General features: G+C 72.8%; 23 protein-coding genes. 14 read left to right on the top strand and 9 right to left on the bottom strand.

Annotated elements, in window-relative coordinates; translation table 11 throughout:
- Positions 1–149: 149 nt before the first annotated feature.
- Complete coding sequence (gene atpC / locus BSZ37_RS06880; RefSeq protein WP_095509838.1) at positions 150–560, bottom strand: ATP synthase F1 subunit epsilon; 411 nt, start codon at positions 558–560, stop codon at positions 150–152.
- 58 nt (positions 561–618) lie between these two features.
- Positions 619–2,124: a F0F1 ATP synthase subunit beta gene (gene atpD, locus BSZ37_RS06875; protein WP_095509837.1), complete on the bottom strand. Its 1,506-nt coding sequence runs from the start codon at positions 2,122–2,124 to the stop codon at positions 619–621.
- A gap of 285 nt (positions 2,125–2,409) precedes the next feature.
- Here atpD and BSZ37_RS06870 point away from each other — a divergent pair, with 285 nt between their 5' ends.
- The 5 genes from BSZ37_RS06870 to BSZ37_RS06850 are packed head-to-tail and all read left to right on the top strand — an operon-like array spanning position 2,410 to position 9,000.
- Positions 2,410–3,567 (top strand): glycosyltransferase, encoded by a 1,158-nt coding sequence (locus BSZ37_RS06870; protein WP_095509836.1) that lies wholly within the window; start codon positions 2,410–2,412, stop codon positions 3,565–3,567.
- Positions 3,568–4,779 (top strand): UDP-galactopyranose mutase, encoded by a 1,212-nt coding sequence (gene glf / locus BSZ37_RS06865; RefSeq protein WP_143537579.1) that lies wholly within the window; start codon positions 3,568–3,570, stop codon positions 4,777–4,779.
- Between the two features lie 2 nt (positions 4,780–4,781).
- Positions 4,782–6,638, top strand: coding sequence for a glycoside hydrolase family 2 protein (locus tag BSZ37_RS06860; protein ID WP_095509835.1), 1,857 nt, complete (start codon positions 4,782–4,784; stop codon positions 6,636–6,638).
- A gap of 15 nt (positions 6,639–6,653) precedes the next feature.
- Positions 6,654–7,865, top strand: a complete 1,212-nt coding sequence (locus BSZ37_RS06855) for a glycoside hydrolase family 1 protein (RefSeq protein WP_095509834.1) — start codon at positions 6,654–6,656, stop codon at positions 7,863–7,865.
- Between the two features lie 31 nt (positions 7,866–7,896).
- Complete coding sequence (locus BSZ37_RS06850) at positions 7,897–9,000, top strand: carboxypeptidase-like regulatory domain-containing protein (protein ID WP_095509833.1); 1,104 nt, start codon at positions 7,897–7,899, stop codon at positions 8,998–9,000.
- Positions 9,001–9,044: 44 nt separating this feature from the next.
- Here BSZ37_RS06850 and BSZ37_RS06845 read toward each other — a convergent pair whose 3' ends face one another.
- Positions 9,045–10,481: a glycine--tRNA ligase gene (locus tag BSZ37_RS06845; protein WP_095509832.1), complete on the bottom strand. Its 1,437-nt coding sequence runs from the start codon at positions 10,479–10,481 to the stop codon at positions 9,045–9,047.
- Positions 10,482–10,670: 189 nt separating this feature from the next.
- Between BSZ37_RS06845 and BSZ37_RS06840 the strand changes: the two genes are divergently transcribed.
- From BSZ37_RS06840 to BSZ37_RS06825, 4 genes are read left to right on the top strand one after another with little or no spacing between them, the layout of a single operon-like run.
- Complete coding sequence (locus BSZ37_RS06840) at positions 10,671–11,258, top strand: CIA30 family protein (protein WP_095509831.1); 588 nt, start codon at positions 10,671–10,673, stop codon at positions 11,256–11,258.
- Positions 11,259–11,301: 43 nt separating this feature from the next.
- Complete coding sequence (locus tag BSZ37_RS06835) at positions 11,302–13,782, top strand: zinc-dependent metalloprotease (RefSeq protein WP_095509830.1); 2,481 nt, start codon at positions 11,302–11,304, stop codon at positions 13,780–13,782.
- Positions 13,782–14,213 (top strand): GNAT family N-acetyltransferase, encoded by a 432-nt coding sequence (locus BSZ37_RS06830; protein ID WP_095509829.1) that lies wholly within the window; start codon positions 13,782–13,784, stop codon positions 14,211–14,213. The genes BSZ37_RS06835 and BSZ37_RS06830 overlap by 1 nt, the downstream gene beginning before the upstream one ends.
- Entirely contained in the window at positions 14,210–14,554 is a 345-nt protein-coding gene (locus BSZ37_RS06825; RefSeq protein WP_095509828.1) for a low molecular weight protein tyrosine phosphatase family protein, read from the top strand. Before BSZ37_RS06830 ends, BSZ37_RS06825 begins: the two co-directional genes overlap by 4 nt.
- Before the next feature lie 32 nt (positions 14,555–14,586).
- Here the strand turns inward: BSZ37_RS06825 and BSZ37_RS06820 are convergent, their stop codons facing one another.
- The 5 genes from BSZ37_RS06820 to rho all read right to left on the bottom strand — a co-directional run bounded on the left by BSZ37_RS06820 (position 14,587) and on the right by rho (position 21,061).
- A complete protein-coding gene (locus BSZ37_RS06820) occupies positions 14,587–15,294 on the bottom strand; it encodes a gluconate 2-dehydrogenase subunit 3 family protein (RefSeq protein WP_095509827.1) in 708 nt (235 codons plus the stop codon).
- Positions 15,294–17,012, bottom strand: a complete 1,719-nt coding sequence (locus tag BSZ37_RS06815; RefSeq protein WP_095509826.1) for a GMC family oxidoreductase — start codon at positions 17,010–17,012, stop codon at positions 15,294–15,296. The genes BSZ37_RS06820 and BSZ37_RS06815 overlap by 1 nt, the downstream gene beginning before the upstream one ends.
- 116 nt (positions 17,013–17,128) lie before the next feature.
- Complete coding sequence (locus tag BSZ37_RS06810) at positions 17,129–18,337, bottom strand: acyltransferase family protein (protein ID WP_095509825.1); 1,209 nt, start codon at positions 18,335–18,337, stop codon at positions 17,129–17,131.
- A gap of 31 nt (positions 18,338–18,368) precedes the next feature.
- Positions 18,369–19,136: a RadC family protein gene (gene radC / locus BSZ37_RS06805; protein ID WP_095509824.1), complete on the bottom strand. Its 768-nt coding sequence runs from the start codon at positions 19,134–19,136 to the stop codon at positions 18,369–18,371.
- A 365-nt stretch (positions 19,137–19,501) separates the two neighbouring features.
- Complete coding sequence (rho, locus tag BSZ37_RS06800; protein WP_095509823.1) at positions 19,502–21,061, bottom strand: transcription termination factor Rho; 1,560 nt, start codon at positions 21,059–21,061, stop codon at positions 19,502–19,504.
- 427 nt (positions 21,062–21,488) lie between these two features.
- On the opposite strand from rho, the gene BSZ37_RS06795 reads away from it, so the two are divergent.
- Positions 21,489–22,085 carry a ribonuclease HII gene (locus BSZ37_RS06795; protein WP_095509822.1) on the top strand — a complete coding sequence of 199 codons (597 nt, stop codon included), beginning with the start codon at positions 21,489–21,491 and terminating at the stop codon, positions 22,083–22,085.
- Here the strand turns inward: BSZ37_RS06795 and BSZ37_RS06790 are convergent.
- The gene (locus BSZ37_RS06790; RefSeq protein WP_095509821.1) at positions 22,082–22,627 is read right to left on the bottom strand and encodes a shikimate kinase; all 546 of its coding nucleotides are present in this window, start codon (positions 22,625–22,627) and stop codon (positions 22,082–22,084) included. The genes BSZ37_RS06795 and BSZ37_RS06790 overlap by 4 nt on opposite strands.
- Before the next feature lie 124 nt (positions 22,628–22,751).
- Between BSZ37_RS06790 and truA the strand changes: the two genes are divergently transcribed.
- From truA to BSZ37_RS06770, 4 genes are read left to right on the top strand one after another with little or no spacing between them, the layout of a single operon-like run.
- Positions 22,752–23,501, top strand: coding sequence for a tRNA pseudouridine(38-40) synthase TruA (gene truA / locus BSZ37_RS06785; RefSeq protein WP_095509820.1), 750 nt, complete (start codon positions 22,752–22,754; stop codon positions 23,499–23,501).
- Positions 23,502–23,504: 3 nt separating this feature from the next.
- Positions 23,505–24,803, top strand: coding sequence for a hypothetical protein (locus BSZ37_RS06780; RefSeq protein WP_095509819.1), 1,299 nt, complete (start codon positions 23,505–23,507; stop codon positions 24,801–24,803).
- A gap of 8 nt (positions 24,804–24,811) precedes the next feature.
- Complete coding sequence (locus BSZ37_RS06775) at positions 24,812–25,003, top strand: hypothetical protein (protein WP_095509818.1); 192 nt, start codon at positions 24,812–24,814, stop codon at positions 25,001–25,003.
- Positions 25,004–25,053: 50 nt separating this feature from the next.
- Entirely contained in the window at positions 25,054–26,301 is a 1,248-nt protein-coding gene (locus tag BSZ37_RS06770) for an arginine deiminase (RefSeq protein ID WP_095509817.1), read from the top strand.
- The last annotated feature ends 15 nt before the right edge of the window (positions 26,302–26,316 follow it).

Genomic DNA, 26,316 nt, shown 5'->3' with positions numbered 1-26,316 from the left:
CGGGGAGCTCGCCCTGGAGGGCGGGGCTGGGCGTGCTCAACCCGATTCGTTGGCCAGTGTGTCGGCCGGTGTCGGAGTGCCAAGGTACGCCGGCACGGGGGGCGCGGCAAGAACCCTTCATGAAGGCTCAGGCCGTTAGCCGGGAGCCGTCAGACCTGGCCCATCGCGGTGCGGAGCCGGTTCCGCGCGCGGTCGCGCTCGGCCTCGATCTGGGCCCGCTCCTCGGGTGTCGTGGCCGCGGCGAGCCGCTCGGCGGCGGTCTCCTCGGCGGCACGAGCGCGCTCGACGTCGATCTCGCCGGCCGGCTCGGCCGTCTCGGCCAGCATGATGACGTGGTCGTCGAGGACCTCGACGAACCCGCCGGACGTGGCGAACTGGACGCGGTCGCCGTTCAGCGTGGTGACCGTCACGGTCCCGACCTGGGTCGCGGCCAGCAGCGGGGCGTGGCCGCGGAGGACCTCGAACGAGCCCTCAACGCCGGGGGCGCGGAAGGCCCGGGCCTCGCCACGGTAGGCCGCGCGGTCCGGGGAGACGATCTCGACGAGCAGGGAGTCAGCCATGTCAGGGGGAGTCGGCCCGCCTCGGGCGCGGGCCCGAGGCGGACGCGGTCGGGGGAGCCTACGCCTCGGCGAGCATCTTCTCGCCGGCCTCGATGACCTCCTCGATGGCCCCCTTGTAGAGGAAGGCGCCCTCGGGCAGGTGGTCGAGCTCGCCGTCGAGGATCATCTTGAAGCCGCGGACGGTGTCGTCGACCTTGACGTACTTGCCGGGCGTGCCGGTGAACTGCTCGGCCACGAAGAACGGCTGCGACATGAATCGCTGGACGCGCCGGGCCCGGTTGACGACCTGCTTGTCCTCGTCGGACAGCTCGTCGAGGCCGAGGATGGCGATGATGTCCTGGAGCTCCTTGTCGCGCTGGAGCAGCTCCTTCGTGTCCTGGGCCACGCGGTAGTGCTCCTCGCCGACGACCTCCTCGGTCAGGATCCGCGAGTTCGAGTCGAGCGGGTCGACGGCCGGGTAGATGCCGAGCGACGCGATCGAGCGCGAGAGCGTCGTGGTGGCGTCGAGGTGGGCGAACGTCGTGGCCGGGGCCGGGTCCGTGAGGTCGTCCGCCGGGACGTAGACGGCCTGGACCGACGTGATGGCGCCCTTCTTCGTCGACGTGATCCGCTCCTGCATAGTGCCCATCTCCGTCGCCAGCGTCGGCTGGTAGCCGACGGCCGACGGCATCCGGCCGAGGAGGGCCGAGACCTCCGAGCCGGCCTGCGTGAACCGGAAGATGTTGTCGACGAAGAACAGGACGTCGGTGCCGCCGAGGTCGCGGAAGTACTCGGCGAGCGTGAGGCCGGAGAGGGCCACGCGGGCGCGGGCGCCCGGCGGCTCGTTCATCTGGCCGAACACGAACGACGCCTGGCTCTCCTTGAGGAGCTCCATGTCGACCTTCGAGAGGTCCCAGCCGCCCTCCTCCATCGAGTGCATGAAGGCGTCGCCGTACTTCATGATGCCCGACTCGAGCATCTCGCGCATGAGGTCGTTGCCCTCACGCGTCCGCTCGCCGACGCCGGCGAAGACCGAGAAGCCGTCGTGGCCCTTGGCGATGTTGTTGATCAGCTCCTGGATGAGGACCGTCTTGCCGACGCCGGCGCCGCCGAACAGGCCGATCTTGCCGCCGCGGGCGTAGGGCTGGATGAGGTCGATGACCTTGATGCCGGTCTCGAGCACCTCGATCGACGTCGCGAGCTGGTCGTAGCTCGGGGGGTCGGCGTGGATCGGCCGGGTCTCGGTGACCTTCGGCTGCGGGAGCCCGTCGACGGCCTCGCCGACGACGTTGAACAGCCGCCCACGGACCTCCTCGCCGACCGGCATCGAGATCGGCCGGCCCGTGTTCGAGACGGTTGTGCCGCGCGTGAGCCCGTCGGTCGAGTCCATCGAGATGGTCCGCACGCGGTTCTCGCCGAGGTGCTGCTGGACCTCGAGGACGAGGGTCGGGTCGTCGCCGCGGTCGATCTCGAGGGCGTCGTAGATCTCGGGGACGGCGTCGGCGGGGAACTCGCAGTCGACGACCGGGCCGATGACCTGGAGGACTTCGCCGGTCGTGGTGCCGGTGGGCGTGACGGTTTCCATCGTGTACGGGTCGGGAGGGATGTCGGGGAAGCTAGCGCCGGCCCCCCGGCGTCCCGGTGAACGGGCGGCGCCAGGGGGGCGAAGGTTCCGTAAAGGCGGTCGCCGACCTCCGGCGTGCATCCGTCCCGAGAGGTGGGGGCTGAGCACGTCGCGTCACATCCGGGATGGACCACGAAAATCCCGACCTCCCCAGGCAGAAAACCCCCGATTCCCTCCCCCGAGGCCGGCGGGGTACCGTGCGGTACGCCGAGGGCAAACCGGCGTGCCTCCCACCCACTCCGTCGCATGCCGATCCCTCTCGTCGTTTTCTCCCACCTCCGGTGGGACTTCGTCACCCAGCGCCCTCAGCACGTCCTCTCCCGCCTCGCCGCGTCCCGGCCCGTCCTCGTCGTCGAGGAGCCCGTGTTCGACGGCGGCCCCGCGCGCTGGGAGCGCCATGCACCGGCGCCCGGCGTCACCGTCCTCCGCCCCCACACCGCCGTCCACGAGGGCGGTTTCTCGGACGCCCAACTCGACGCGATGCGCCCGCTCGTCGCCGCGCTGGCCGACGAGGTCGGCCGGTGCGACGTCTGGTTCTACACGCCGCTCGCGCTTCCTCTCCTCGACGCGCTCGGTGGCCGGGTCCGCCGCGTCGTCTACGACTGCATGGACGAGCTGGCCGCGTTCGACCATGCCCCGGCCGCGCTCCTCGACCGCGAGCGCGACCTCCTGGCCCGCGCCGACCTCGTGTTCACGGGCGGCCCCAGCCTCTATCGGGCCAAGAAGGGCCGGCACCCCGACGTCCACTGCTTCCCGTCGTCGGTCGAGGCCGACCACTTCGGCCGCGCGCGGCCCGAGGCGGCCGGCCTCGACGAGCCGTCGGACCAGGCCGCCATCCCGCGGCCCCGCCTCGGCTTCTTCGGCGTGATCGACGAGCGGCTCGACCGGGACCTCGTCGGCGCGCTCGCCGCGGCCCGGCCCGACTGGCACGTCGTGATGCTCGGGCCCGTGGTCAAGATCGACCCGGCCTCGCTCCCCCGCGCCGCCAACCTCCACTGGCTCGGTGGGAAGTCTTACGACGAGCTCCCGGCCTACCTCGCCGGGTGGGACGTCTGCCTCCTCCCGTTCGCTCGCAACCGGTCGACCGAGTTCATCAGCCCGACGAAGACGCTCGAGTACATGGCCGCCGAGCGGCCCATCGTCTCGACGCCGATCACGGACGTGGCCGAGCCCTACGGCGACGTCGTCTACCTCGGCGAGACGCCCGAGGCGTTCGTGGCCGCCTGCGAGGCGGCGCTCCGGGCGAGCCCGCGTCAGCGCGCCGCCAACGTGGCCGACATGCGCGAGGTCCTCGCGCGGACCTCCTGGGACGCCACGGCCACGGCCATGGCCGCCCTCCTCGACGGCTCCCCGTCCCCCACCCGCACCCCGTCGGCATCGCTGTCGACCGCCCCCCTCCGCTAGATGTTCGACACCCTCATCGTCGGGGCCGGGTTCGCCGGCTCCGTCCTCGCCGAGCGGCTGGCGGCCGGGCTGGGCGAGCGCGTCCTCCTCATCGACCGCCGGGCCCACATCGGCGGGAACGCCTACGACGAGTACAACGCCGACGGGCTCCTCGTCCACCGCTACGGCCCCCACATCTTCCACACGAACGCGAAGCGCGTCTGGGACCACCTCTCGCGGTTCACGGCGTGGCGGCCGTACGAACACCGCGTCCGCGCGAGCGTCGACGGCCGGCTCGTCCCCATCCCGATCAACCTCGACACGATCAACGCGCTCTACGGGCTGAGCCTGACCTCGTTCGAGGTCGAGGCGTTCTTCCAGTCCGTGGCCCAGCCGCGCGAGACGATCCGGACGAGCGAGGACGTCGTCGTGAGCCGGGTCGGCGAGGAGCTGTACCGCAAGTTCTTCCGCGGCTACACGCGGAAGCAGTGGGACCTCGACCCGTCCGAGCTCGACGCGAGCGTGACGTCCCGCGTCCCGACCCGGACGAACCGGGACGACCGGTACTTCACCGACACGTACCAGGCCATGCCGCTCCACGGGTACACCCGGATGTTCGAGCGGATGCTGGACCACCCGCGGATCCAGGTCATGCTCAACGCCGACTTCCGCGAGGTCCGCGACCTCGTCCCGTACCGGCGGCTGATCTACACGGGCCCGGTCGACGAGTACTTCGACTTCCGCTACGGGACGCTCCCCTACCGCTCGCTCCAGTTCGTCCACGAGACGCACGCGTGTGAGCGGTTCCAGCCGGCCCCGGTCGTCAACTTCCCGAACGAGCACCCCTACACGCGGGTCACGGAGTTCAAGTACCTCACGGGCCAGGAGCACCCGAAGACGGCCGTCGTCTACGAGTACCCGCAGGCCGAGGGCGACCCGTACTACCCGATCCCGAGGCCGGAGAACGCCGAGCTGTACCGGAAGTACGAGGCGCTGGCCAACGCCGAGGCCGACGTCCACTTCGTCGGGCGGCTGGCGACGTACAAGTACTACAACATGGACCAGGTCGTGGCCCAGGCGCTCGCGCTCTACGACCGGCTGGCCGGCGCGGCCAGCGGGGACCGGGCAGCCGACGCGCCGCGCCCGACGGGGACCGCGAAGGCCCGCCTCGGCGCGCCCGTCGACCTGGTCAGCCGCGGCGACGGAGACGTCCGCCCGCCGGCCGAGCCCTAGCCGTGGCCGCCCCGACGGCGCCCTCCGCCCGCTCGGGCGAGGCGCCGCACCCCCGCCCCCAGCTCCGCCGCGCCGGCTGGCAGTCGCTCGACGGCCCCTGGCGGTTCGCCTTCGATGACGAGCGCCGCTTCGGCCGGCCCGACGACGTCGAGGCGGGCAGGGGGTGGACGCACACCATCGAGGTCCCGTTCGCGCCGGAGGCCGCCCGGAGCGGGATCGGCGACACGGGCTTCCACGCGGCCTGCTGGTACGAGCGCGAGGTCGAGCTGCCCGCCCCCGACGGCGGGCGCGTCCTCCTCCACTTCGGGGCCGTCGACTACGAGGCCCGCGTGTGGGTCAATGGCCGGTACGTGGGCTCCCACATCGGCGGGCACACCCCGTTCTCGTTAGACGTGACGGACGCGCTCGTGCCGGACGGTCCCCAGCGCGTGACGGTCCTCGCCGAGGACGACCCGCACGACCTCGCCAAGCCGCGCGGGAAGCAGGACTGGCACCTCGAGCCCCACAGCATCTGGTACCCCCGCACGACCGGGATCTGGCAGACGGTCTGGGCCGAGCGCGTGCCCGCGACGTACCTCGCGCGAATCCGCTGGACGCCGCGCCTCGACCGCTACGAGATCGGGTTCGAGACCGAGTTGGCGGGGCGCCGCGCGCCTGGCCTCCGCGTCCGCCTCCGGCTGACCGTTAGCGAGCGGGTCCTGGCCGACGACACGTACAGCGTCGTCGACGGGATGGTGTCGCGGCGCGTCGCGCTCTCCGACCCCGGCATCGACGACTTCCGCAACGAGCTCCTCTGGAGCCCCGAGTGGCCGACGCTGATCCAGGCCGAGGTCGAGCTGCTGCGCGATGACGAGGCGGTGGACCGCGTCGCGTCGTACACGGCGCTCCGGAGCGTGTCCGTCCGCGGCGACCGGTTCGTGCTCAACGGGCGGCCGTACTACCTCCGCCTCGTGCTCGACCAGGGCTACTGGCCCGACACGCTCATGACGGCGCCGGACGACGACGCGCTCCGCCGCGACGTCGAGCTCACGAAGGCGCTCGGGTTCAACGGCGTCCGGAAGCACCAGAAGATCGAGGACCCCCGCTACCTCTACTGGGCCGACGTGCTCGGCCTGCTCGTGTGGGAGGAGATGCCGAGCGCCTACCGGTTCTCGCCGAAGGCGGTCGAGCGGAGCCAGCGAGAGTGGGCGGCCGTGATCGCGCGCGACGCGAACCATCCGTGCGTGGCCGTCTGGGTCCCGTTCAACGAGTCGTGGGGCGTCCCGGACGTGGCCGAGAAGGAGGCGCACCGGCACTACGTCCGCGCGCTGTACCACCTCACGAAGACGCTTGACCCCTCGCGCCCGGTCGTCGGGAACGACGGGTGGGAGAACCCGGAGACCGACATCCTCACGATCCACGATTACGACCCACGGCCCGAGGGGCTCACGGCCCGCTACGGCGACGTCGCCGTGGCCGACCTCCTCGGCGGGCTCCTCCCGGCCGGCCGCCGGCTCACGCTCGAGGGGTTCCGCCATGCCGACCAGCCGCTCATGCTGACCGAGTTCGGCGGGATCGCGCTGGCGGACGGCGGCGACGCCTGGGGCTACGCCGTCGCCGAGGACGCCGAGGTGTTCTTCCAGAGGTACGGCGCGCTCCTCACGGCTGTCCGCCGGCTCTCGACGTTCTGCGGGTTCTGCTACACCCAGCTCACCGACACCTTCCAAGAGGCCAACGGGCTCCTCACCATGACCCGCGAGCCGAAGGTGCCCATCGAACTCGTCGCCGCCATGACGCAGGGGCCGCCCGACGAGCGGCCCGAGGTGCTCTGGGCCGCCGCCCACGGCGGCGAGGGCGACGCGGAGCGGACCGCCGGCTGACGACGTCCCGACTCTATGACACACAACGCGACCGGCCGCCTGACGGACGCCCTCGCCGTGGCCGCCGAGCCCTCTCCATTCCAGTCGTTCTGGATGGGCGGGTTCGAGTGCTCCTCCCACCGCCGCCGCGACGGCGCGCGGGTCGACGTCGTCGCAGCGTCTGGGCACGACCGGGCCGCGGCGGCCGACTACCGCCAGCTCGCGGCCCACGGCATCCGGACGGTCCGTGACGGCGTCCGGTGGCCGCTCGTCGAGCGCTCGCCGGGCCGCTACGACTGGTCATCGTTCCTGCCTCAGCTCCGGGCGGCGCGCGAGACCGAGACGCAGGTGATCTGGGACCTCTGCCACTACGGCGTCCCCGACGGCCTCGACGTGTGGGGGCCGACGTTCGTCCGCCGGTTCGAGGCGTTCGCGCGGGCCGCGGCCGAGGTCGTCCGGTCCGAGACCGACGGCGTCCCGTGGTGGTGCCCGGTCAACGAGATCTCGTTCTGGTCGTGGGCTGGCGGCGACGCGGGCTACCTCCCGCCGTTCGCGAACGGGCGCGGGTTCGAGCTCAAGGTCCAACTAGCGCGGGCCGCCCTCGGCGGAGTCGACGCCGTCCGCGACGTCGACCGCCGCGCGCGCCTGCTCTGGGCCGAGCCGGCCATCCACGTCGCCTGCGACCCGTCGCGACCGCACGATGCGCCGCACGCCGAGGGCCACCGGCTCGCCCAGTTTCAGGCGTGGGACCTGCTGGCGGGCCACCTCTGGCCCCAGGTCGGCGGGAGCGAGGACGTCCTCGACGTGCTCGGCGTCAACTACTACCCGACGAACCAGTGGGTCCACGGCGGGCCGCCGATCGGGCGGGGGCACCCGCAGTACCGGCCGCTCCGCCGGATCCTGACCGAGGTCGCGGCCCGCTACGGCCGCCCCGTCGTCGTGGCTGAGACCGGGAGCGAGGGCGACGAGCGGGCCGAGTGGCTCCGCTACGTGGCCGGCGAGGTCCGCGCCGCGCGTGCGGCCGGCGTCCGCCTCGACGGCGTGTGCTGGTACCCCATCGCGAACCACCCCGGGTGGGACGACGACCGGCACTGCCCGAACGGCCTCCTCGGCTACCTCGACCCCGACGGCGCCCGCCCCGTCCACGCCCCGCTCGCGCGCGAGCTGGCGCGGTGGCGGGCCCGGCTCCCGTCGCCCGTGCCCGCCTCGGCGCCGAGGCGAGCAGAGCCGGCGTCCGGATCGCCTTGACGCCACGGCCCGCCACGTCGTATCCGAGGGCATGCGTTTGCTCTTCTGCTCCCTCCTGTTGGCCGGCGCCGCCGGCGCCCAGCCCGCCACGCTCACCGGCACCGTCCGCGGCGGCGACGGGGCCCCGCTCGCCGGCGCCAACGTCTACCTCTCCGGCACGACCCGCGGCGACGCGGCCGATGCCGAGGGCCGCTACCGGATCGAGGGCGTCCCGCCCGGCGCGCACCGGCTCGTCGCGTCGCTCGTCGGGTACGAGGCCGAGACCCAGGAGATCGTCGCCGAGGCTGGGCAGGAGATCGCGACCGATTTCGTGCTGAACGGCGCCCGGCGGACCGTCGGATTCGTGCGCGTCGAGGCCCCACGCGACCCGCGCTGGCAGAGCCAACTCGCCACGTTCGAGCAGGCGTTCCTCGGCGAGTCGACCCTCGCCGACTCCGTGCGGATCGTGAATCCGGAGGTCCTGGAGTTCCGCGAAGGCGTCGGCGGTCTGCAGGCGGCGGCGGCCAAGCCGCTCGCCATCGAGAACCGCGCGCTCGGCTACCGGCTGACGTACGACCTCCGGGGGTTCGCGCTCTCCGACACCGAGGTCCGGTACGACGGCGACGAGCGGTTCGAGCCGCTGGAGCCGGCGTCGAACGCCGAGGCCGTGCGGTGGGCCGCCGCCCGCGTCCGGGCCTACCGCGGCTCGCTCCGCCACCTCCTGCGCGCCCTCCTCGGCGGCACGGCCGAGGCCGAGGGCTTCGACCTGTTCCTCGACGAGGAGGCCGACGCGTCGTTCAACGCGGACGCCTTCGGGCGGAGCGCGGCCGGTCGTCCGCGCCCCGCCGACGCCCGCGACGTGTTCGAGCGGCGCCGCGACGGGACCGGCCAGCTCCGCTTCGACGGCCGGCTCGACGTCCACTACGACGAGGCGGAGGACGCGGGCTACCCCGGCTCGCGGTGGTTCGCCGAGACCCGATCGGCGCCGGCCGACGAGCAGCGGTCGTCGATCGAGCTCCGGGCCGAGTCCGTCGCCGTCGACGCCGACGGGACGCTGGCGGCGCCGCTCGACGTGCTGGCACGCGGCTACCTCGGCTTCGAGCGGCTCGCCGACCTCCTCCCGGCCGACTACGCCCTCCCGCCGCGCGCCCGCTGACCCCACCCGCCTCGGTGCCGAGGCGGGCAGATCCAGCAGTCGGGCTACGGCTGCGGCGCCCAGCCCTCGATCCGGTCCTCGATGTAGCGGCGGACGTTCTCGGCCGGGATCCGGTCCTGCTCCATCGAGTCGCGCTCGCGGACCGTCACCGTCCCGTCCTCCCCCGTGTCGCCGTCGACCGTGATGCAGAACGGCGTGCCGATCTCGTCCTGCCGGCGATACCGGCGCCCGACGGCGCCGCTCTCGTCGTACATCACGTTGAACTGCTTGCGGAGGTCGGCCTCGATCTCGTGGGCCCGCTCCGGCATCCCGTCCTTCTTGACGAGCGGGAAGACGGCCGCCGTGAACGGCGCCAGCGCCGGGTGGAACTTGAGGACCGTCCGCGTGTCGCCGTCGACTTCCTCCTCGCGGTAGGCGTCGCAGAGGACCATCAGGATCGTCCGGTCGAGGCCGACGGACGTCTCGACGACGTACGGGATGTAGCGCTCGCGGCTGGCCTGGTCGAAGTACTCCAGCTTCTTGCCCGAGTACTCCTGGTGCCGGCTGAGGTCGTAGTCGGTCCGCGAGTGGATCCCCTCGATCTCGTTCCAACCGAACGGGAACTCGTACTGGACGTCCTTGGCCGCGTCGGCGTAGTGGGCCAGCTTCTCGTGGTCGTGCCAGCGCAGCTTCTCGGTCCGGATGCCGTTGTTGGCGTGCCACTGCATCCGCGTCTCGGCCCACGCCTCGTAGGCCTCCATCTGCGAGCCCGGCGCGACGAAGTACTGCATCTCCATCTGCTCGAACTCGCGCATCCGGAAGATGAACTGGCGGGCCACGATCTCATTCCGGAAGGCCTTGCCGATCTGCGCGATCCCGAACGGGACCTGCTGGCGGGCCGTCTCGGCGACGTCCTTGAAGTGGACGAAGATGCCCTGGGCCGTCTCCGGGCGGAGGTAGATCTTGTTGGCCTCCTCGGCGAGCGCGCCCGTGGCGGTCTCGAACATGAGGTTGAACTGGCGGACCTCCGTCCAGTCGAACGCGCCAGAGTCCGGCGAGCGGATCTCCTCGTCCTGGATGATGGCGCCGAGGGCCGGCGCGGGCTCGTCGGCGTTGAGGGCCTCCACGAACCGGTCGTAGACGGCGTCGGCCTGCTCGTCCTTGCCCTTCTTGCGGAGCTTCTCGATGTGGCCCTCGATGAGCTGGTCGGCGCGGTAGCGGCGCTTCGAGGCCTTGTCGTCGATGAGCGGGTCGGAGAAGGCGTCGACGTGGCCCGACGCCTTCCAGACGGTCGGGTGCATGAGGATCGCCGCGTCGATGCCGACGACGTTGTCGTGCTCGCGGACCATCGCGTTCCACCACCGCTCGCGGACGTTCCGCTTGAGCTCGACGCCGAGCGGGCCGTAGTCGTAGACGGCGCCGAGGCCGCCGTAGATCTCGGACGACGGGAACAGGAAGCCGCGGCGCTTCGAGAGGGAGACGATCGTGTCGAGGTCGGCCATGCGGGGGGCCCGGGCGGGCGCGGGAGCGAGGGGAGCGCGCAAGATCGCGGCGCCGGCGGGCCGAGGCGCGAACGCCGCTCGAAAAGAGGCCGCCCCCTCCGCCTCGGCGCCGAGGCGGGCCGAGTAGGGGGAACGCCCTGAGAGGCTCGCCGTCGGGACCCGGCCGGGCGGGGCGCCCGTCTCCGCCCCATGCCTCTCCCCTTCCTCCTCTTTCTCACCGTCCTCGCCGCCTGCGGCGGCTCGCCGCCCGAGCCGGCGACCGCTCCGGCGACGGCGCAGCCCGACACGACCATGACCCTCTTCGACTTCGACACCGATGACGGCGCCACGTGGCGCATCGAGAACGACGGCGTGATGGGCGGGGACTCCCAGGGGTTCGCGGAGGTCGGGGACGGGACCCTCGTGTTCACGGGCGAGGTCGTGACCGAGGGCGGCGGGTTCACGTCGGTCCGCGCCCAGCGCGACCTCGACCTCTCGGCCTACGACGGGGTCGAGCTCCGCGTGCGGGGCGGCGGGCGGACGTTCGAGCTCGACGTCGACGACGGGACGCGGTCGCGCGGGCGGGAGGTCAACCGCGTCGGCACGTTCCCGACGACGGAGGACTGGCAGACCGTCCGCATCCCGTTCGACGGCCTGGAGACGACGGCCCACGGCGAGACCGTCTCCGTCGACCCGCTCGACCGGTCGGCCGTTCGGTCGGTCGGGATCTACATCGCCGACGGGATCGACGGGCCGTTCCGCCTGGAGGTGGACTGGATCCGGGCCTACGCCGAGTAGCGCCGAGACCCGGCCTAGATTGGCGCCCCGTCCCCGCGTCGCCATGCCCCGCCCTCTCGCTCTCGCCCTGCTAGCCGCCCTCGTCGTCGTCTCCTTGACGGCGACCTCCGGTTGCTCCTCCACGGCCCCGACTGCGCCCGCCTCGGGCCACGCGCCGACCGAGGCGGGCGGACTCCCGGCCATCGAGTCCAAGACGGCCGGACTGGAATCGCACGACGGGCAGTGGCCGGTCTGGTGGGACGGCGCCGACGGGAAGATCTGGCTCGAGGTCCCGGAGCTCGACGCCGACCTGCTGTACGTCGTCTCGCTCGCGGCCGGGCTCGGGTCGAACGACGTCGGGCTCGACCGGAGCCAGCTCGGCGGCGAGCGCGTCGTCCGGTTCGAGCGCGTCGGGCGGCGCGTGCTCCTCGTCCAGCCGAACCTCCGCTTCCGCGCCGACACCGACAACCCGGCCGAGCAACTGGCCGTCGAGGACGCGTTCGCCTCGTCGGTGGTGTGGGGCTTCGACGTGGCGGCCGAGACGGACGGGCGCGTGCTGATCGACGTGACCGACTTCGTCCTCCGCGACGCGCACGGGGTCGCCGAGACGCTCCGCCAGACGGGCCAGGGCGCGTTCTCGCTCGACAAGCAGCGGAGCGCGCCGGTCCCGTCGGCGCTCAAGGCCTTTCCTCGCAACACCGAGATCGAGGCGCGGCTGACGTTCGCCAGCACGCAGCCCGGCCGCTACGTCCGCGACGTGGCCGCCGACCCGACCGCCGTGACGGTCCGCGTGCGGCACTCGTTCGTGATGCTGCCCGACGACGGCTACGAGCCGCGCGCCTTCCACCCCGCCGCCGGCTACTTCCCGATCTCGTACGCCGACTACGCCGTCCCCATCGGCGAGGACATCGAGCGGCGCTGGATCACGCGGCACCGGCTCCAGTGCGCCGCGCCGGCCGGAGCCGACGGGCTCTGCGACCCGGTCGAGCCGATCGTCTACTACCTCGACCCCGGCACGCCGGAGCCCGTCCGGAGCGCGCTCCTCGACGGCGCCCGCTGGTGGGCCGACGCCTTCACGGCCGCCGGCTTCCGCGATGCCTACCGCGTCGAGGTCCGCCCCGACTCCGTCGACCCGCTCGACGCGCGGTACAACACGATCCAGTGGGTCCACCGGGCCACGCGCGGGTGGAGCTACGGGTCGTCCGTGATCGACCCGCGGACGGGTGAGATCCTGAAGGGCCACGTTTCGCTCGGCTCGCTCCGCGTGCGCCAGGATTACTTGATCGCCGAGGGATTGCTCGCGCCCTACGTCGGCGAGAACGCCGACGGGTTCGCGTCCGAGGCCGACGACCCGATGCTCCAACTCGCGCTCGCGCGGCTGCGGCAGCTCTCGGCCCACGAGGTCGGCCACACGATCGGGTTGGCCCACAACTTCGCCGGCTCGACCCAAGACCGGTCGACCGTCATGGACTACCCCGCGCCGCTGGCCCTGCCCGCCTCGGGGAACGCGCCGGACCTCTCGGAGGCCTACGCCGTCGGCGTGGGCGACTGGGACGTCCAGGCCGTCCGCTACGGCTACGCGCCGAGCGACGCCGAGGCGGAGCGGGTCCTCGCGGAGAACCGCGACCGCGGCCTCCGCTACATCACCGACACGGACGCCCGGCCCACCGGCGCGGCCACGCCGACCGGCGCGCTCTGGGACAACGGCGCCGACGCCGTCCAGGCGCTCGAGCTCGAGATGGCCGTGCGCCGCGACGCGCTCGACCGCTTTTCCGAGGCCGTCGTCCGCGAGGGCCGGCCGCTCGCGACGCTCGAGGAGGCCCTCGTCCCGCTCTACCTCCGCCACCGCTACCAGGTCGACGCGACGGCGCACCTCGTCGGCGGCGTGGCCTACGGCTACACCTCGCGCGGCGAGGGCGCCGAGCCGCCGACGCCGGTCGACGGCGACACGCAGCGGGCGGCCATCGACGCCCTCTTGATGACGGTGACGCCCGAAGCGCTCGCGCTCCCCGGGGCCGCCCGCCTCATCCCGCCGCGTCCCCCGGGCTATTACGACGGCCGCGAGCTGTTCGACGGCCGGACCGGGCTGACGTTCGATCCCGTCGCGCCGGCCGAGACCGCGGCCCAGCTCACCTTCTCGTACCTCCTCGACGCCGACCGCGCCGCGCGCCTCGCCTACCAGCACGACCTCGACCCCTCGCTCCCGTCGTTTACCGACCTCCTGATGGCGGCCGACGGCGCCATTCGCGGGGCGGGGGCTGCGACGCCGTACGAGGCGGCGATCCGCCGAGCCGTCCTCGCGACGTGGGTCGAGGCGCTCATCGACCTCGCCGCCGAGCCCGACGCCGCCATCCCCGTCCGCGCCGCCGCTGAGGGCACGCTCGACATGCTCGGGGATGCCCTCGACACGGACGGGACCGACGACGACGCGGTCCACGGCGCGTGGCTGGCCCGCCGCATCGAGGCGTTCCTCGACCGCGACTTCGACGAGGCAGCGGCGCCGGAGCCGGTCACGATTCCCCCGGGCTCGCCCATTGGCCAGTGATGGAGGGCCTCGAGATCCGCATCCTGGGTCCCGGCGACCTCGGCGTGCTCGCCGACGTCGACCCCGACACGTTCGACGGGCCGGTCGACCCGCGCTGGGCGGAGGCGGCGCTCGTGGCGCCCGACCAGCACCTCGCCGTCGCGCTCGACGGGACGCGCGTCGTCGGCTTCGCGATGGGGATCCGGGTCGTGGAACCCGACAAGGCGCCGGTCCTCTACGTCGACGAGGTCGGCACGGCCGACGCGTACCAGCGGCGCGGGATCGCGACCGCGCTCATGAAGGCGCTCCTCGACCATGCCCGCGCGCTCGACTGCACGACGGTGTGGCTGATGACCGAGGAGGAGAACGAGCCGGCGCGCGCCTTCTACGCCGCCATCGGCGGGACGGAGGAGCAACGGCCCGTCTACATCACGTTCGACCTGACGGCGTGAGCCGGCCGCTCCGGGTCCTGTTCGTCTGCAGCCGGAACCGGCTCCGAAGCCCGACCGCCGAGGCCGTCGTCGCCGACTGGCCGGGCGTCGAGGCCCTTTCGGCCGGCACCGCGCCCGACGCCGAGGCGCCCGTCTCCGCCGACCTCGTGGCGTGGGCCGACGTGATCGTCGCGTTCGAGCCGCAGCACCGCCGGCGGCTCCAGTCCGCGTTCGGCCCGCTCCTCCGCGACCGCCGCGTCGTCGTCCTCGGCGTGCCCGACGACTACGCGTTCATGGACGCAGCCCTCGTCCGGCTCCTCCGCCAGCGCCTGCCCGGCGTGCTCGGCGTCGACGAGCCCTAGCCCCCTCCGCCTCGGCGCCCCGGCGGGCCGGGTCAGACGGTGCGGGCGGCCCAGGCGTTGGCCTCGTCGGGGCAGCCGGTCCATTGGGCCTGCGCCGCGTTGCCGACGTAGCCGAGGTCGTCCATCCCTTGCGGGCTCGAAAAGTAGCCGGCGGCCGTGTAGTCGCGGAACCGGTTGAAGAACCGGACGCCCGGCGCGTCGGCCGGCGCCGCGTCGTCGGGGTAGGCGATCCGGTCGAGCATCGCGCGGCGCTGGGCGTCGGAGCAGCGGACGAACGGCTCGCCGTGGGCGCGGCGGCACTGGGCGTCGAGCCAGCCGAGCCCGCCCCGCATGGCCGTCTGCCGCTCTTCCATGTCACCGCGGAGCTCGTCGTCGGTCATCAGGAAGTCGATGAACTCGGGCACGCCGACCTCGGCCGCGCTCGGGCCGCGGTCGTCGGCTGGGAGGATGGTGTCGGCCAGCAGCCGGACCGTGTCGAACTCGTGGGCCGTGAAGAACCCCGGCTCAGCGCCGACGGCCGGCGCCACGGCGCCCCGCGCGCGGGCAGCGGCGTGGTGGGCGGCGCCCTCGGCCGCCTCGTCCGGCCCGCACCCCGAGATCAGGGCCGGCGCGGCGGCCGAGATCGCCAGCAGGCGGAGCGCGTCGCGGCGCGAGAGCGTGCCGGGAGGTCCAGGAGTGCCCGCCTCGACGTCGAGGCGGGGGAGGTCGCGGATGGGCTCGGGCGTCGGGCGGTCGGACATCACACGTTGCGTTGCTTGCGCTGGTCGATGAGGTAGTCCGCCGCACGCCAGGCGAGCGCGAGGATCGTCCACGTCGTGTTCTTGTGCGGCTGGGAGACGAACGGGGCCGCGTCGACGACGAACACGTTGTCGGCGTCGTGGGCCTGGCAGTACTCGTTGAGCGCCGAGGTCGTCGGGTCGTCGCCCATCCGGACGCAGCCGGCCTCGTGGATGATCGAGCCCGGCGACGAGATGCCGTACTGGGTCTCCTCCGTCGGCATCTCGTCGATCTCGCCGCCGATCGATTCGAGGATCTCGCGCATCGCCATCTGCATGTGGCGGGCCTGCTGGATCTCGGCGTCGCTCCACGTCACGTCGAAGCGGAGCGTCGGGATGCCGTACTTGTCGACCGAGGCGGGGTCGATCTCGCAGAAATTGTCTTCCCGCGCGATCATCTCGCCGCGGCCGGAGAAGCCGACGCGGGCCGCGTAGAGCGTCCGGTAGTCGTCCTTCAGCTGGCGGCCGTAGCCGCCGGCGCCCCTGCGGTCGCCGGGGAGCGAGCCGTTCTGGCCCTGGATCCCGCCGCCGAAGCCGTAGCCCGGCATCCCGCGTCCGCCCCACGTCTCGAGGTGGTAGCCGCGCGGGAAGCCCAGCGACGCGTGCTGGTCGTAGAGCCACCACGGGATGTAGATGTGCATCCCCCCGACCCCGTCGCAGTTGTGCGTCGGCTGGCTCGCGAGGGCCGGGACGAACGCCGAGGCGGACGCCCCCACCGTGTCCATGAGGTACTTGCCGACGACGCCCGACGAGTTGGCGAGCCCGTTCGGATGCCGCTCGCTCGCCGAGTTCAACAGCAGCCGCGCCGACTCGCACGCGCTCGCCGCCAGCACCACGACGTCGGCCCTGACCTGCTGCTCCTCGAGCGTCTGGGTGTTGACGAACGAGACGCCGCTCGCGCGGCCCTCCCTGTCGGTCAGCACCTCGCGAGCCATCGCGTGGGTCACGAGCGTGAGGTTGCCCGTTGCCTGCGCCGGCCGCAAGAGCACGCGCCCCGCCGAGAAGTTGGCGCCGACGGAGCAGCCGCGGTTGCACTGGCCGCAGTAGTGGCACGCCGCCCGGTCGCCCTTGGCCTGGGTCAGGATCGAGAGGCGCGACGACAGGACGGGGACCCCGATCGACTCGGCCCCTCGCATGACGCGCTTCTCGTAGCACCGCGGCTCGGGCGGCGGGAGGAAGCGGCCGTCGGGCTCGTTGTAGAACCCGTCCTGCGACCCGAAGATGCCGACGAGCTCGTCGACCTTGTCGTAGTACGGGGCGACGTCGTCGTAGGAGATCGGCCAGTCGTCGCCGTAGCCGTCGAGCGACTTGCCCCGGAAGTCGTCGGGGCCGAACCGCAGCGAGATCCGGCCCCAGTGGTTCGTCCGCCCGCCGAGCATCCGGGCGCGCCACCAGTCCCAGCGCGTTCCCTCGGCCGACGTGTAGGGCTCGCCCTCCAGGCTCCACCCGCCGTCGCAGGCGTCGAACTCGCCGAAGTGCCGCGTCTCGATGGCCGCCCCGCGCCGCGGCGACTCGTAGGTCCACGTCAGCATGTCGGCGTCCTCCTCGGACCACGGCCCGCCGGCCTCCAGCATCACGACGTTGGCGCCGGCCTGCGCGAGCACGTACGCCGCCATGCTCCCGCCCGCCCCGGATCCGACGATGCACACGTCGTAGGTCTCGGAGGGCTCGATGATCTGCATGGGCGGCGCGGCGGAGTCCGTGAAGGTAGCGTGATCGCCCGGTCGGAGGGACTGCGGGCGACCGCGCCCGAGCGCCGACTTCGTCCGCCTCGGTGCTGAGGCGGGCGGGGCCGGCCCTACACCTTCCAGACGATGCCGCGACGGTACAGCGCACGGAGGACGAGGAACCACCCGCCGATCCAGACGAGCGCGTACAGTAGCGACGCCACCTCGGGCGGCCCGGGCGGCGCGAACACGGTCTGGAAGAGCCACGCCTGCAGCGACGACTCGCCGACCGAGATCCGCGCGAGCGTCTGCGCCAGGAGGCTGCTCCCGACGAACACGAGGAGCGCGTTGACGCCGTAGACCACGAACGGCCGCGTCCACCCGCGCCACCCGCGGACGTCAGCGGCCCAGTAACACGCGCCGAGGACGCTGAACGCGAGGCCGCCGGTGAGCAGCACGTACGAACTCGTCCACAGCGACTTGTTGACGGGGAAGACCCACCCCCACGCGCTCCCGACCGCCGTCAGGGCGAGGCCGAGTGCCATCATCCGCGCCGCCGTCTCGACGGGCGCCACGTCCCGCTGGCGCACCATCCGCCCAGCCGCGATGCCCAGGAGCGTCGTGACGATGGCGGGGAGCGTGCTCAAGAGTCCCTCCGGGTCCCACAGCTTGTCGGCCCCCGCCCACAAGTGCTGGCTGCCGAGGACGAGGCGGTCGACGTAGGCCGGCAGCGTCTCGGCCGCCACGTCGAGGCGCCCGGCCCCAGCGCCCGGGACCGGGACCAGCTCAAGCGCCGCCCAGTAGCCGAGCAGGATCGCGGCCCCGATCCAGAGCTGCGTCCGCGCGGAGGTGTACAGGAAGAGGAGCGACGCGGCGAGGTAGCACAGCGCGATCCGCTGGAGGACGCCCAGGATGCGAAAGTCGCTCAGGTCGAGCGGCACGCCCTCGAACGCCCGCCAGACCCGCGAGAACAGCCCCAGCCCGACGCCGATGGCGAACAGCACGGCCGCCCGCTTGATCGTCTTCCGCACGAGGGCGCCCCGGTCGTCCCCACGCGCCAGCCGCTTCGAGAACGCCAGCGGGATCGCCACCCCGACGATGAACAGGAAGAACGGGAAGACGAGGTCCGTCGGCGTCCACCCGTGCCACTCGGCGTGACGGAGCGGCGGGAAGATGGCGCTCCACGTCCCCGGGTTGTTGACGAGGATCATGCCCATGATCGCCAGTCCACGGAAGACGTCGAGCGAGACGAGGCGCCCGCGCGGTGGACCGAGTGCCTCCGCCTCGGCGCCGAGGCGGGCGGGGTCGGCGGGACGGGCGGGCGCGGCGACGACGGCCATGACGGTGCGGAGGGGCCCCGCAACGTAGCGCTCAGCCCATCAGCCCGCGCTCGGCCAGCGACGTGTACCCCCGGCCCGCGATGATGACGTGGTCGTGGACCGGGATGCCCAGGACCTTCCCCGCCTCGCAGAGCTGCTTCGTGATCGCGACGTCTTCCCGGCTCGGCTCCGGGTTGCCGGACGGGTGGTTGTGGAGGCACACCACCGACGCCGCGTGCTCCAAGATGGCCCGCTCGAACACCTGCCGCGGCTCGACGATGGACGCTGCCAGCCCGCCCGTCGTGAGGGTGTACTCGGCCGTCACGACGTTGGCCGTGTTGAGGTGGAGGACGACGAACACCTCGCGGTTGAGGTCGCGGAGGCGCGGGCCGTAGGCCGCCGCCACGTCGGCCGGCGAGCGGACCTGGACGCGGTCCTCGGGCGGCGCGGCCTCGACCCGCCGCCCGATCTCGAACACGGCCGCCAGCTGCGCCGCCTTCGCCGGGCCGACGCCCTTCGTCGCCTTCGCCACCTGGTTCGCGTCGCGCCGGGCCAGCTTCGCCAGCGACCCGTACGCCCCGATCAGCGCCTGCGCCAGCTCCACCGCCGACACGCTCCGCCCCCCCACGCGCGTCCCGCTCCCGAACACGAGGCCGACCAGCTCGGCATCGGAGAGCACGGCCGGACCTCGCGTCAACAGCTTCTCCCGCGGCCGGTCCGCCTCGGGCCGTTCTTTGATGGGGACGTAGTCGTACTGGACCTCGGGCTCGTCGGCGTCGGGCTCGTGGAGGGCGATCCCCGGTCGGAAGTCGGGCGGCATCGGCGCGTGCGTCTGTCGGCCCCTAGACCCCTCCGAACGGATCGCCTAACCTCGCCGTCGGCCGCCAACGCGAACGTCGTGTCGTCCCGCGCGAGCGGAGCGAGCCGAAGGCTCTCCGACGAGCTCCAACACCAGGGATGCGCTCGGACTCCGTGCGCGCCGGGGACCCTTCGGCTCCGCCGCTGCGGGTCTTGGCTCAGGAGGACACGAGGAGCGAGGCACCCGCCGGAAGCGAAACGGTCCGCCTCGGTGTGCCCGCGGGCCGACCGAGGTGGGCTGGGCCGGCCAAAAAACGGGGCGCCGCCGGTGTGGCAGCGCCCCGCAGGGTCGTCCGCCTCGGTGCCGAGGCGGGAGGAGCCGGCCGTCTACTCGGGGATGAGCTCGATGAGCATCTGCTCGTTCGACGGGCTCGCGTGGATCTGCTTGATGAGCGCCTGCATGGCCTCATCCGGGAAGCGGCTGTTGAGCGCGCGGAGGAGGAGGTTGCGCTGCGTCGCGATGTCCGGGTTGACGAGGCGCTCCTCGTTCCGCGTGCCCGACCGCCGGATGTTGATGGCCGGGTAGATCCGCTTTTCCGAGAGGTCCCGGTCGAGGACGATCTCCGAGTTGCCGGTCCCCTTGAACTCCTCGAAGATGACGTCGTCCATGCGGGAGCCCGTCTCGACGAGGGCCGTCGCGACGATGGTCAGCGAGCCGCCGTTCTCGATGTTGCGGGCCGCGCCGAAGATCTTCCGCGGCATGAGGAGCGCGCGGGCGTCGAGGCCGCCCGACATCGTCCGGCCGGAGTTGCCGCCGTAGAGGTTGAACGTCCGGCCGAGGCGCGTGAGCGAGTCGAGGAGGATGACCACGTCGTTCCCCTGCTCGACGAGGCGCCGGGCGTACTCGAAGGCGAGCGTCGCGACGCGGACGTGGTTGTCCTCGCCGGCGTCGTTCGACGAGGCGAAGACGGTGCAGTCGGTGTTCCGGCGGAAGTCGGTGACCTCCTCCGGCCGCTCGTCGATGAGGAGCGCGACGAGCTTGACCTCGGGGTGGTTCTGGGCGAGGCCGGCCGCCATCCCTTTCAGGATGAACGTCTTGCCGGCGCGCGGCGGCGCCACGATGAGGGCCCGCTGGCCCTTCCCGAGCGGCGACACCAGGTCGATGACGCGCATCGAGATGTCGCCGGGGCCCGCCACGAGGTCGAGCTTGTCCTCGGGGTAGATCACCATGCCGTCCTCGAAGTCGGACGTCTCCGCCCACTCCTCGGGGTCCATCCCCATGACCTCCTCGACGTCGGTGACCTGCCAGGCGCCCTTGCGTCCCGGCTTGATGGTCCCCTTTAGCCTGACGCCATCGCGGAGGTTGTACTTCTGGATGATCGGCGGCGGCATGAAGGGGTCGTTGTCGCCCTTCGCTAGCGAGGTCGAGAGCTCGCGGATGAAGCCGAACTTCTTGTCGCCGATGAGCTCGAGCATGCCCTCGAAGGGCTCGCCCGGGTGCCCGCCGCCGTCGTTCTTCTTGCCGCGGTTCCGCTTCTTGCGGCTCCGCCGGCGACCGCCCGAGGTGTCGTCGGAGTCGTCGTCCGAGTCGTCGTCGTCGGACTGGCTTTTCGCCTGGCCCTTCGTGGGCGCGTCGTCCTCGACCTCGTCGAGCTTGTCGCTGGAGGCGACGGGCTCGGCCTCGCGGGTCCGGCGGCGGCGCTTGGGCTTCTCGTCGCCCTCGTCGGCGCCCTGGTCCTCGGCGGTCTTGGCCTCGGGCTCGTCGGCTTTCTTCCGCGACCGGCGCTTGGGCTTCTCCTCGGCCGGCGCCGGGGCGCCGTCACCGGTGGAGCCCGACCCGGAGTCGGTAAGGTCGATGACGTGGGCCCGCGTGCGTCGGCGCTTCGAGGGCGTGGTCTCGGTCTCGGGGGCGTCGGCGTCGGCCGTCGCGCTCGTCTTGTCTGCCATGGAGTGGCTGGGTGGCGATACGGAGCCCCTGGGGGGCGCGGTGGGGACGAGCGGCGTAGGCCGCCCACGGTCCCGGAGGTGGGATCTCCCGCGGGGCGCGGGAGGGTCCGCCAGTCTGCGGACGGGTCGTTACGAGAGGCGCGGGCGGCCGTGCCGCCGGTATGCCGGTGTCTCCGGTCGGGCAGAACCCGTGCCGAAAATCGGAACGATGGGCCGGTGGTCGAACGGTCCGCTGCGCCTCGCTCCGCTGCGACGGCTGTGACCTGGCCCGGACCCCCCTGGCGACGTCGGTATGGTTCGCTGCCGGGGAGTCGTATGACGCGAGCCAAGATAGATGGTTTCGGTCGCCCCTTCAACCCCCCACGCTTCACGGAACGCTCGCCCGGGTGTTTTCTGATGCCGGCGGGGGCCTCGTAGGTTCGTCGCCGTGCCAGACCTCTCGATCGAACACCGCCACTGGAGCGCCGGCCGCCGCGTCGTCGTGGGGCTCGACGAGGCCGGCCGGGGCTGCCTCGCCGGCCCCGTCGTGGCCGCCGCCGTCGTCCTCCCGCCCGAGGCCGACCTTCCCGGGCTCGACGACTCGAAAACGCTGACGCGCGAGGCGCGCGAGGCGCTCGTGCCCCGGATCCGCCGCGAGGCGCTGGCCGTCGGCGTCGGGCAGTGCTCGCCGGCGGAGATCGACGAGCTCAACGTGCTGTGGGCGTCGATGGAGGCCATGCGCCGCGCCGCCGCCGCCCTCCCGCTCGTCCCCGACGTGTTCCTGGTGGACGGCAACCGCGAGGTCCCGAACGCGCCGTGCCCGCAAGAGACGGTCGTCAAGGGCGACGGGAAGAGCCTCTCGATCGCCGCGGCGTCCGTCGTGGCAAAGGTCACGCGCGACCGGGTCATGGTCGAGCTCGACGCGGCGTTCCCGGTGTACGGCTGGGCCGGCCACAAGGGGTACCCGACGGCGGCCCACTACGAGGCCCTCGCGGCGCACGGGCCGAGCCCGCACCACCGCCGGTCGTTCCGCCTGACGCGCTAGGCCGCCGGCCCGCGCCGCCAGCGCGCGAGGGCTTCGGCCGCGTCGCGGGCGACCACGTCCGCCTCGGCGTCCGCGTCGACCACGAGGTCGGCCTGGGCGTAGAACGGCTCTCGGGCGGCGAGGAGGTCGGCCACGCGCGACCGGAGTGCCTCGTCCCGGAGGGGACGCCCGTCGCGTCCGGCGAGCATCGGCCGCCCCTCCGTGTCGCCGACGCGGGCGAGGACCACGGGAACGGACGCCCGGAGCCACACGATCGGCCCCGCCCCGCGCGCGACGACGAGGTTCTGCGGGGTGACGAGCGTGCCGCCGCCGGTCGAGACCACGAGGCCCTGTCCGCCGGTCGTCTCCCGGAGGGCCGTCGCCTCCGCGGCGCGGAAGACGCCCTCCCCCTCGGCGAAGAGGTCCGGGACGGACCGCCCCGTCTGTGCCTCCACGAGCCAGTCCAGGTCCACGAACCGGTAGCCCAGTCGGTCCGCCAGCAGCGGGCCAACCGTGCTCTTGCCGGAGGCCATGAAGCCGGTGAGGTAGATGCGGGGGGGCACAGGGAAGGAGGCGGGGGACTCGAAGGTCCGTCCAGCCGGGACGGGTCTGCCAGCCGCAGCCCCGAAAGCTGGCGGAACTTTTCGGGCGCCGCCTCACCTTACGGATCCCCCTCCCCTCGGCTCTGTGCCCACCACCCGCCTCCTGATCGAATACGACGGCACCGACTTCCGGGGCTGGCAGATTCAACCCGAGGGGCCGACGGTCCAAGGAGCGATCGAGGACGCCCTCGCCGTGGCGCTCCGCCACCCGGTCGCCGTGGTCGGATCGGGGCGGACGGACACGGGCGTCCATGCGCGTGGCCAGGTGGCCCACTTCGTGACCGAGGCGGCCGTGGACGCGTTCCGGCTCAAGGCATCGCTCAATGGGCTCCTCCCGCCGTCGATCGCGGTGCTCGCGGTCGCGCCGGCGCCCGACGGGTTCCACGCCCGCTACGACGCGCGGCGGCGGCGCTACGTCTACCACGCGGCGACGGAGCCGCGCGCGCTCGACCGCCGGACGCGCGTGCACCTCTGGCCCGCGCCCGACGTCGACGCCATGAACGAGGCGGCGCGACGCCTCGTCGGGCGCCACGACTTCTCGTCGTTCTGCCGGACGAAGTCGGAGACGACGAACCGCGTCTGCACCGTCCGGCTGGCCCGCTGGGGGCCGGGCGCGCGGCCGGGCGACTTCGACTTCGAGGTCGAGGCGGACCGATTTCTGCATGGGATGGTCCGCGGCATCGTCGGTACCCTCGTCGAGGTCGGCCGCGGACGGCGGTCGCCCTCCGACGTCGCCGACGTGCTGGCGGCCCGCGACCGCCGCGCCGCCGGCCCCGCTGCCCCGCCCCACGGCCTCGTCCTCGACCGGGTCGAGTACGACGCCCCCCCCGCCTAGCCCGTGCGCCGCCTCGCCCTCGCCTGCCTGCTCCTCGCCGTCGTCGGCTGCGACCGCGTCCCGATCGGGTCGGACGGCGACATCTCCCCGGTCCTCATCTCCCCGGACCTCAGCGAAGTCCAGACCTCCCCGGACCTCCAGATCCGGTTCGTGCCCGAGTCGGCGAGCCTCCGCCTCGGGCTCCAGGTGGAGGACGTCGAGGTCCCCTACGACACGACGCTCCAGGCCTTCGTCTACGACGCCCGACTCATACGCGGCCTAAACGCGATCCCGTACACTCTCTTCGGCGACGACGGGCCGCTCCGCCGCGACACGCTCTACGCCGTCTACCTCCCGCTCACCCAGGGCGTCATCAGCACAACGACGGGGCTCCCGGCGCGGACGAGCGCGGCGTCGGCCCCGCTGGGGACCACGGGACAGGGGCTCGTCAGCGGTGGATTCGGGGTGTCGCGCGCCCCGCTGGCGTCCGCCACGATCCTCCAGCTGGTGAGCACACAGATCCTCGCGTTCGAGATCGACCTCGAGCGTGCGCGCGGTGGGCACACGGCGACGGAGCTCCTGGACGGCGTGCTCCTCATGGGCGGCGCGAGCACCGAGGCGCCCTCGGCCCCGTCCGACTTCGTCCGCCCGCCGGAGTGGATCGGACCAAACGGGGAGGCCCGAACGGTCCAGGTCGACGGCGGCGAGCCGGCCCGGAGCGGACACGTCGCCCGCGCCGTGTTGCTCGACGGCACGACCTACGTCTACCTCCTCGGCGGCCGGACGCCCGGCGCCGCGGCCTCGTCGACGGTCGACGTGTACCGCGTCGACGGGGACCGCGGGTTCGGCTTCACCCTCACGCGGCTCTCGCCGGAGGGCGGCGCCAGCGGGTTCGCCGCGCTCGCCGGACCGGCCCTCGCCCCGATCGGAGACCGGTCGGCCGTGGCGGTCGGGCTCGACGGGGCCGAGGGGGCCACGCTGGACCTCCGCTGGTCGACGCCGGGCACCGGAACGTTCCCCTTTAGCCTCAGCGTGCGGCCGGGCGAGCCGCTCGCCACCCCCCGCACGGACGCCGAGGCGGTCGACCTCGGGGGCGGGCTGGCCCTCGTCACGGGCGGGCGCACCGCCGGCGGAGAGCCCCTCGGGTCGGTCGAGGTCTACGCCCCCGGCATCGACCGGGTGTTCTCGGTGCCCGGAATCCAACTGCGTGTGCCGCGGTCCGAACACACCGCAACTATTTTCGGGGGCGGACGAATCGTGATCGGAGGCGGGCGCCCTTCGGCCGGCTCGGCGATCGCCTCCTTTGAAGTCCTCCAGTTCTGACCCGGACCATGCTGATCCAGCGCCTCCTCCAAATCCTCCTCGCCGCGATCGTGCTCGTGGCGGCGTTCGGCGTGCTCGCGTTCGTCCTGAAGCTGGCCGGGTGGCTGCTCGGGCTCGTCGTGAAGGTGGTGATCGTGCTGATCGTCGTGGCCGCCGTCCTCCGGTTCTTCGAGCTGGTCTGGGAGAAGACCCGGCGGTGACCGGGCGGGCGGGGCGCCCCTCGTAGCTTCCGGGGGATCCCCAAAGCACCATGTCTGCCGAACCCGCCGTCGCCCCGCTCCACATCCCGTCCGAGACGGGCCCGCTCCAGCAGGTCGTCGTCCACACGCCGGGCGAAGAGATGGCGCTCGTCTCGCCCGAGAACGCGGAGGAGCTCCTGTTCGACGACATCTTGTTCGTCGAGGAGGCCCGCGAGGAGCACGCGACGCTCGTCCGCCTGTTCCAAGCCGCCGTCGGCCGCGACGACGCCGTCCTCCAGGTGACGGCCCTCCTCCACGAGGCCTTCGACGCCGACGAGGCGCGGACGGCGTTCGTGGACGGCCTCATCGAGCGGATGCCGTACCGAAACTTCGAGGCCTACGAGTCGGAGCTGAAGGGGCTCGATGCCGACGGCCTCCTCCGGTTCGCCACGACGGGCCAGGCGCCGTTCCCGGTCACGGCGCTCCCGACGCCGAACCTCATGTTCACGCGCGACCTCTCGGCCGTCGTGGGCGGGCACGTCCTGCTGAGCCACGCCGCGACGGCCGCCCGGGCGCCGGAGAGCGTGATCATGGAGACGATCTACGCCCACCACCCGCGCTTCGACGAGGTCCGCGAGAACGTGATCGAGCTGCCCGACGACGTGTCGTTCGAGGGCGGCGACCTCCTCGTGGTCGACGAGCGGGTGGTGCTGATCGGGCAGAGCGAGCGGACGAGCCTCGGCGGCGTGCTCGCCGCGGCCCGCGAGCTCTTGGAGCGGACGTCGGTCGAGCACGTGATCATGGTGAACCTCCCGAAGGCGCGCTACTGCATGCACCTCGACACGGTGTTCACCTTCGCCGACCCCGAGACGTGCGTCGTCTTCCCGCCGATCATCGAGGACGCGCAGGACCACACGTTCGTGATCGAGGCCGTCGACGGCGACACGTCCGACCTCCGGCTCCGGCCGCGGCGGACGCTCCGGGAGGCGCTCGAAGACGTCACGGGGCGGACGTATTCCTTCGTCAAGTGCGGGGGCGACGACCCGGTCCGCCAGCGGCGCGAGCAGTGGACCGACGGGGCCAACCTGTTCGCCATCCGCCCGGGCCTCGTCGTCGGCTACGACCGGAACCGGGCGACCTACGACGCCCTCCGCGCGGAGGGCTTCCACGTCGTCGACGCCGAGAGCTTTCTCGACTTCTACGGCGACACCGCCCCATCGTCGGACGCGCGCATCGCCGTCCGCCTCTCGGGCAACGAGCTCTCGCGCGGCCGCGGCGGCCCCCGCTGCATGACGATGCCGCTCGCCCGGACCGCCTAGTGGCGTCGCCCGCCT

The sequence above is a fragment of the Rubrivirga marina genome (assembly GCF_002283365.1).
Classification (GTDB): Bacteria; Bacteroidota; Rhodothermia; order Rhodothermales; family Rubricoccaceae; genus Rubrivirga; species Rubrivirga marina.
This window is presented reverse-complemented; position numbering and strand designations above follow the sequence as displayed.

What these genes read in the sequence shown, in the direction of transcription:
- atpC (WP_095509838.1), bottom strand. Translation starts at nt 560, where the DNA reads ATGGCTGACTCCCTGCTCGTCGAGATCGTCTCCCCGGACCGCGCGGCC.
- atpD (WP_095509837.1), bottom strand. Translation starts at nt 2,124, where the DNA reads ATGGAAACCGTCACGCCCACCGGCACCACGACCGGCGAAGTCCTCCAG.
- BSZ37_RS06870 (WP_095509836.1), top strand. Translation starts at nt 2,410, where the DNA reads ATGCCGATCCCTCTCGTCGTTTTCTCCCACCTCCGGTGGGACTTCGTC.
- glf (WP_143537579.1), top strand. Translation starts at nt 3,568, where the DNA reads ATGTTCGACACCCTCATCGTCGGGGCCGGGTTCGCCGGCTCCGTCCTC.
- BSZ37_RS06855 (WP_095509834.1), top strand. Translation starts at nt 6,654, where the DNA reads ATGACACACAACGCGACCGGCCGCCTGACGGACGCCCTCGCCGTGGCC.
- BSZ37_RS06850 (WP_095509833.1), top strand. Translation starts at nt 7,897, where the DNA reads ATGCGTTTGCTCTTCTGCTCCCTCCTGTTGGCCGGCGCCGCCGGCGCC.
- BSZ37_RS06845 (WP_095509832.1), bottom strand. Translation starts at nt 10,481, where the DNA reads ATGGCCGACCTCGACACGATCGTCTCCCTCTCGAAGCGCCGCGGCTTC.
- BSZ37_RS06840 (WP_095509831.1), top strand. Translation starts at nt 10,671, where the DNA reads ATGCCTCTCCCCTTCCTCCTCTTTCTCACCGTCCTCGCCGCCTGCGGC.
- BSZ37_RS06835 (WP_095509830.1), top strand. Translation starts at nt 11,302, where the DNA reads ATGCCCCGCCCTCTCGCTCTCGCCCTGCTAGCCGCCCTCGTCGTCGTC.
- BSZ37_RS06830 (WP_095509829.1), top strand. Translation starts at nt 13,782, where the DNA reads ATGGAGGGCCTCGAGATCCGCATCCTGGGTCCCGGCGACCTCGGCGTG.
- BSZ37_RS06820 (WP_095509827.1), bottom strand. Translation starts at nt 15,294, where the DNA reads ATGTCCGACCGCCCGACGCCCGAGCCCATCCGCGACCTCCCCCGCCTC.
- BSZ37_RS06815 (WP_095509826.1), bottom strand. Translation starts at nt 17,012, where the DNA reads ATGCAGATCATCGAGCCCTCCGAGACCTACGACGTGTGCATCGTCGGA.
- BSZ37_RS06810 (WP_095509825.1), bottom strand. Translation starts at nt 18,337, where the DNA reads ATGGCCGTCGTCGCCGCGCCCGCCCGTCCCGCCGACCCCGCCCGCCTC.
- radC (WP_095509824.1), bottom strand. Translation starts at nt 19,136, where the DNA reads ATGCCGCCCGACTTCCGACCGGGGATCGCCCTCCACGAGCCCGACGCC.
- rho (WP_095509823.1), bottom strand. Translation starts at nt 21,061, where the DNA reads ATGGCAGACAAGACGAGCGCGACGGCCGACGCCGACGCCCCCGAGACC.
- BSZ37_RS06775 (WP_095509818.1), top strand. Translation starts at nt 24,812, where the DNA reads ATGCTGATCCAGCGCCTCCTCCAAATCCTCCTCGCCGCGATCGTGCTC.
- BSZ37_RS06770 (WP_095509817.1), top strand. Translation starts at nt 25,054, where the DNA reads ATGTCTGCCGAACCCGCCGTCGCCCCGCTCCACATCCCGTCCGAGACG.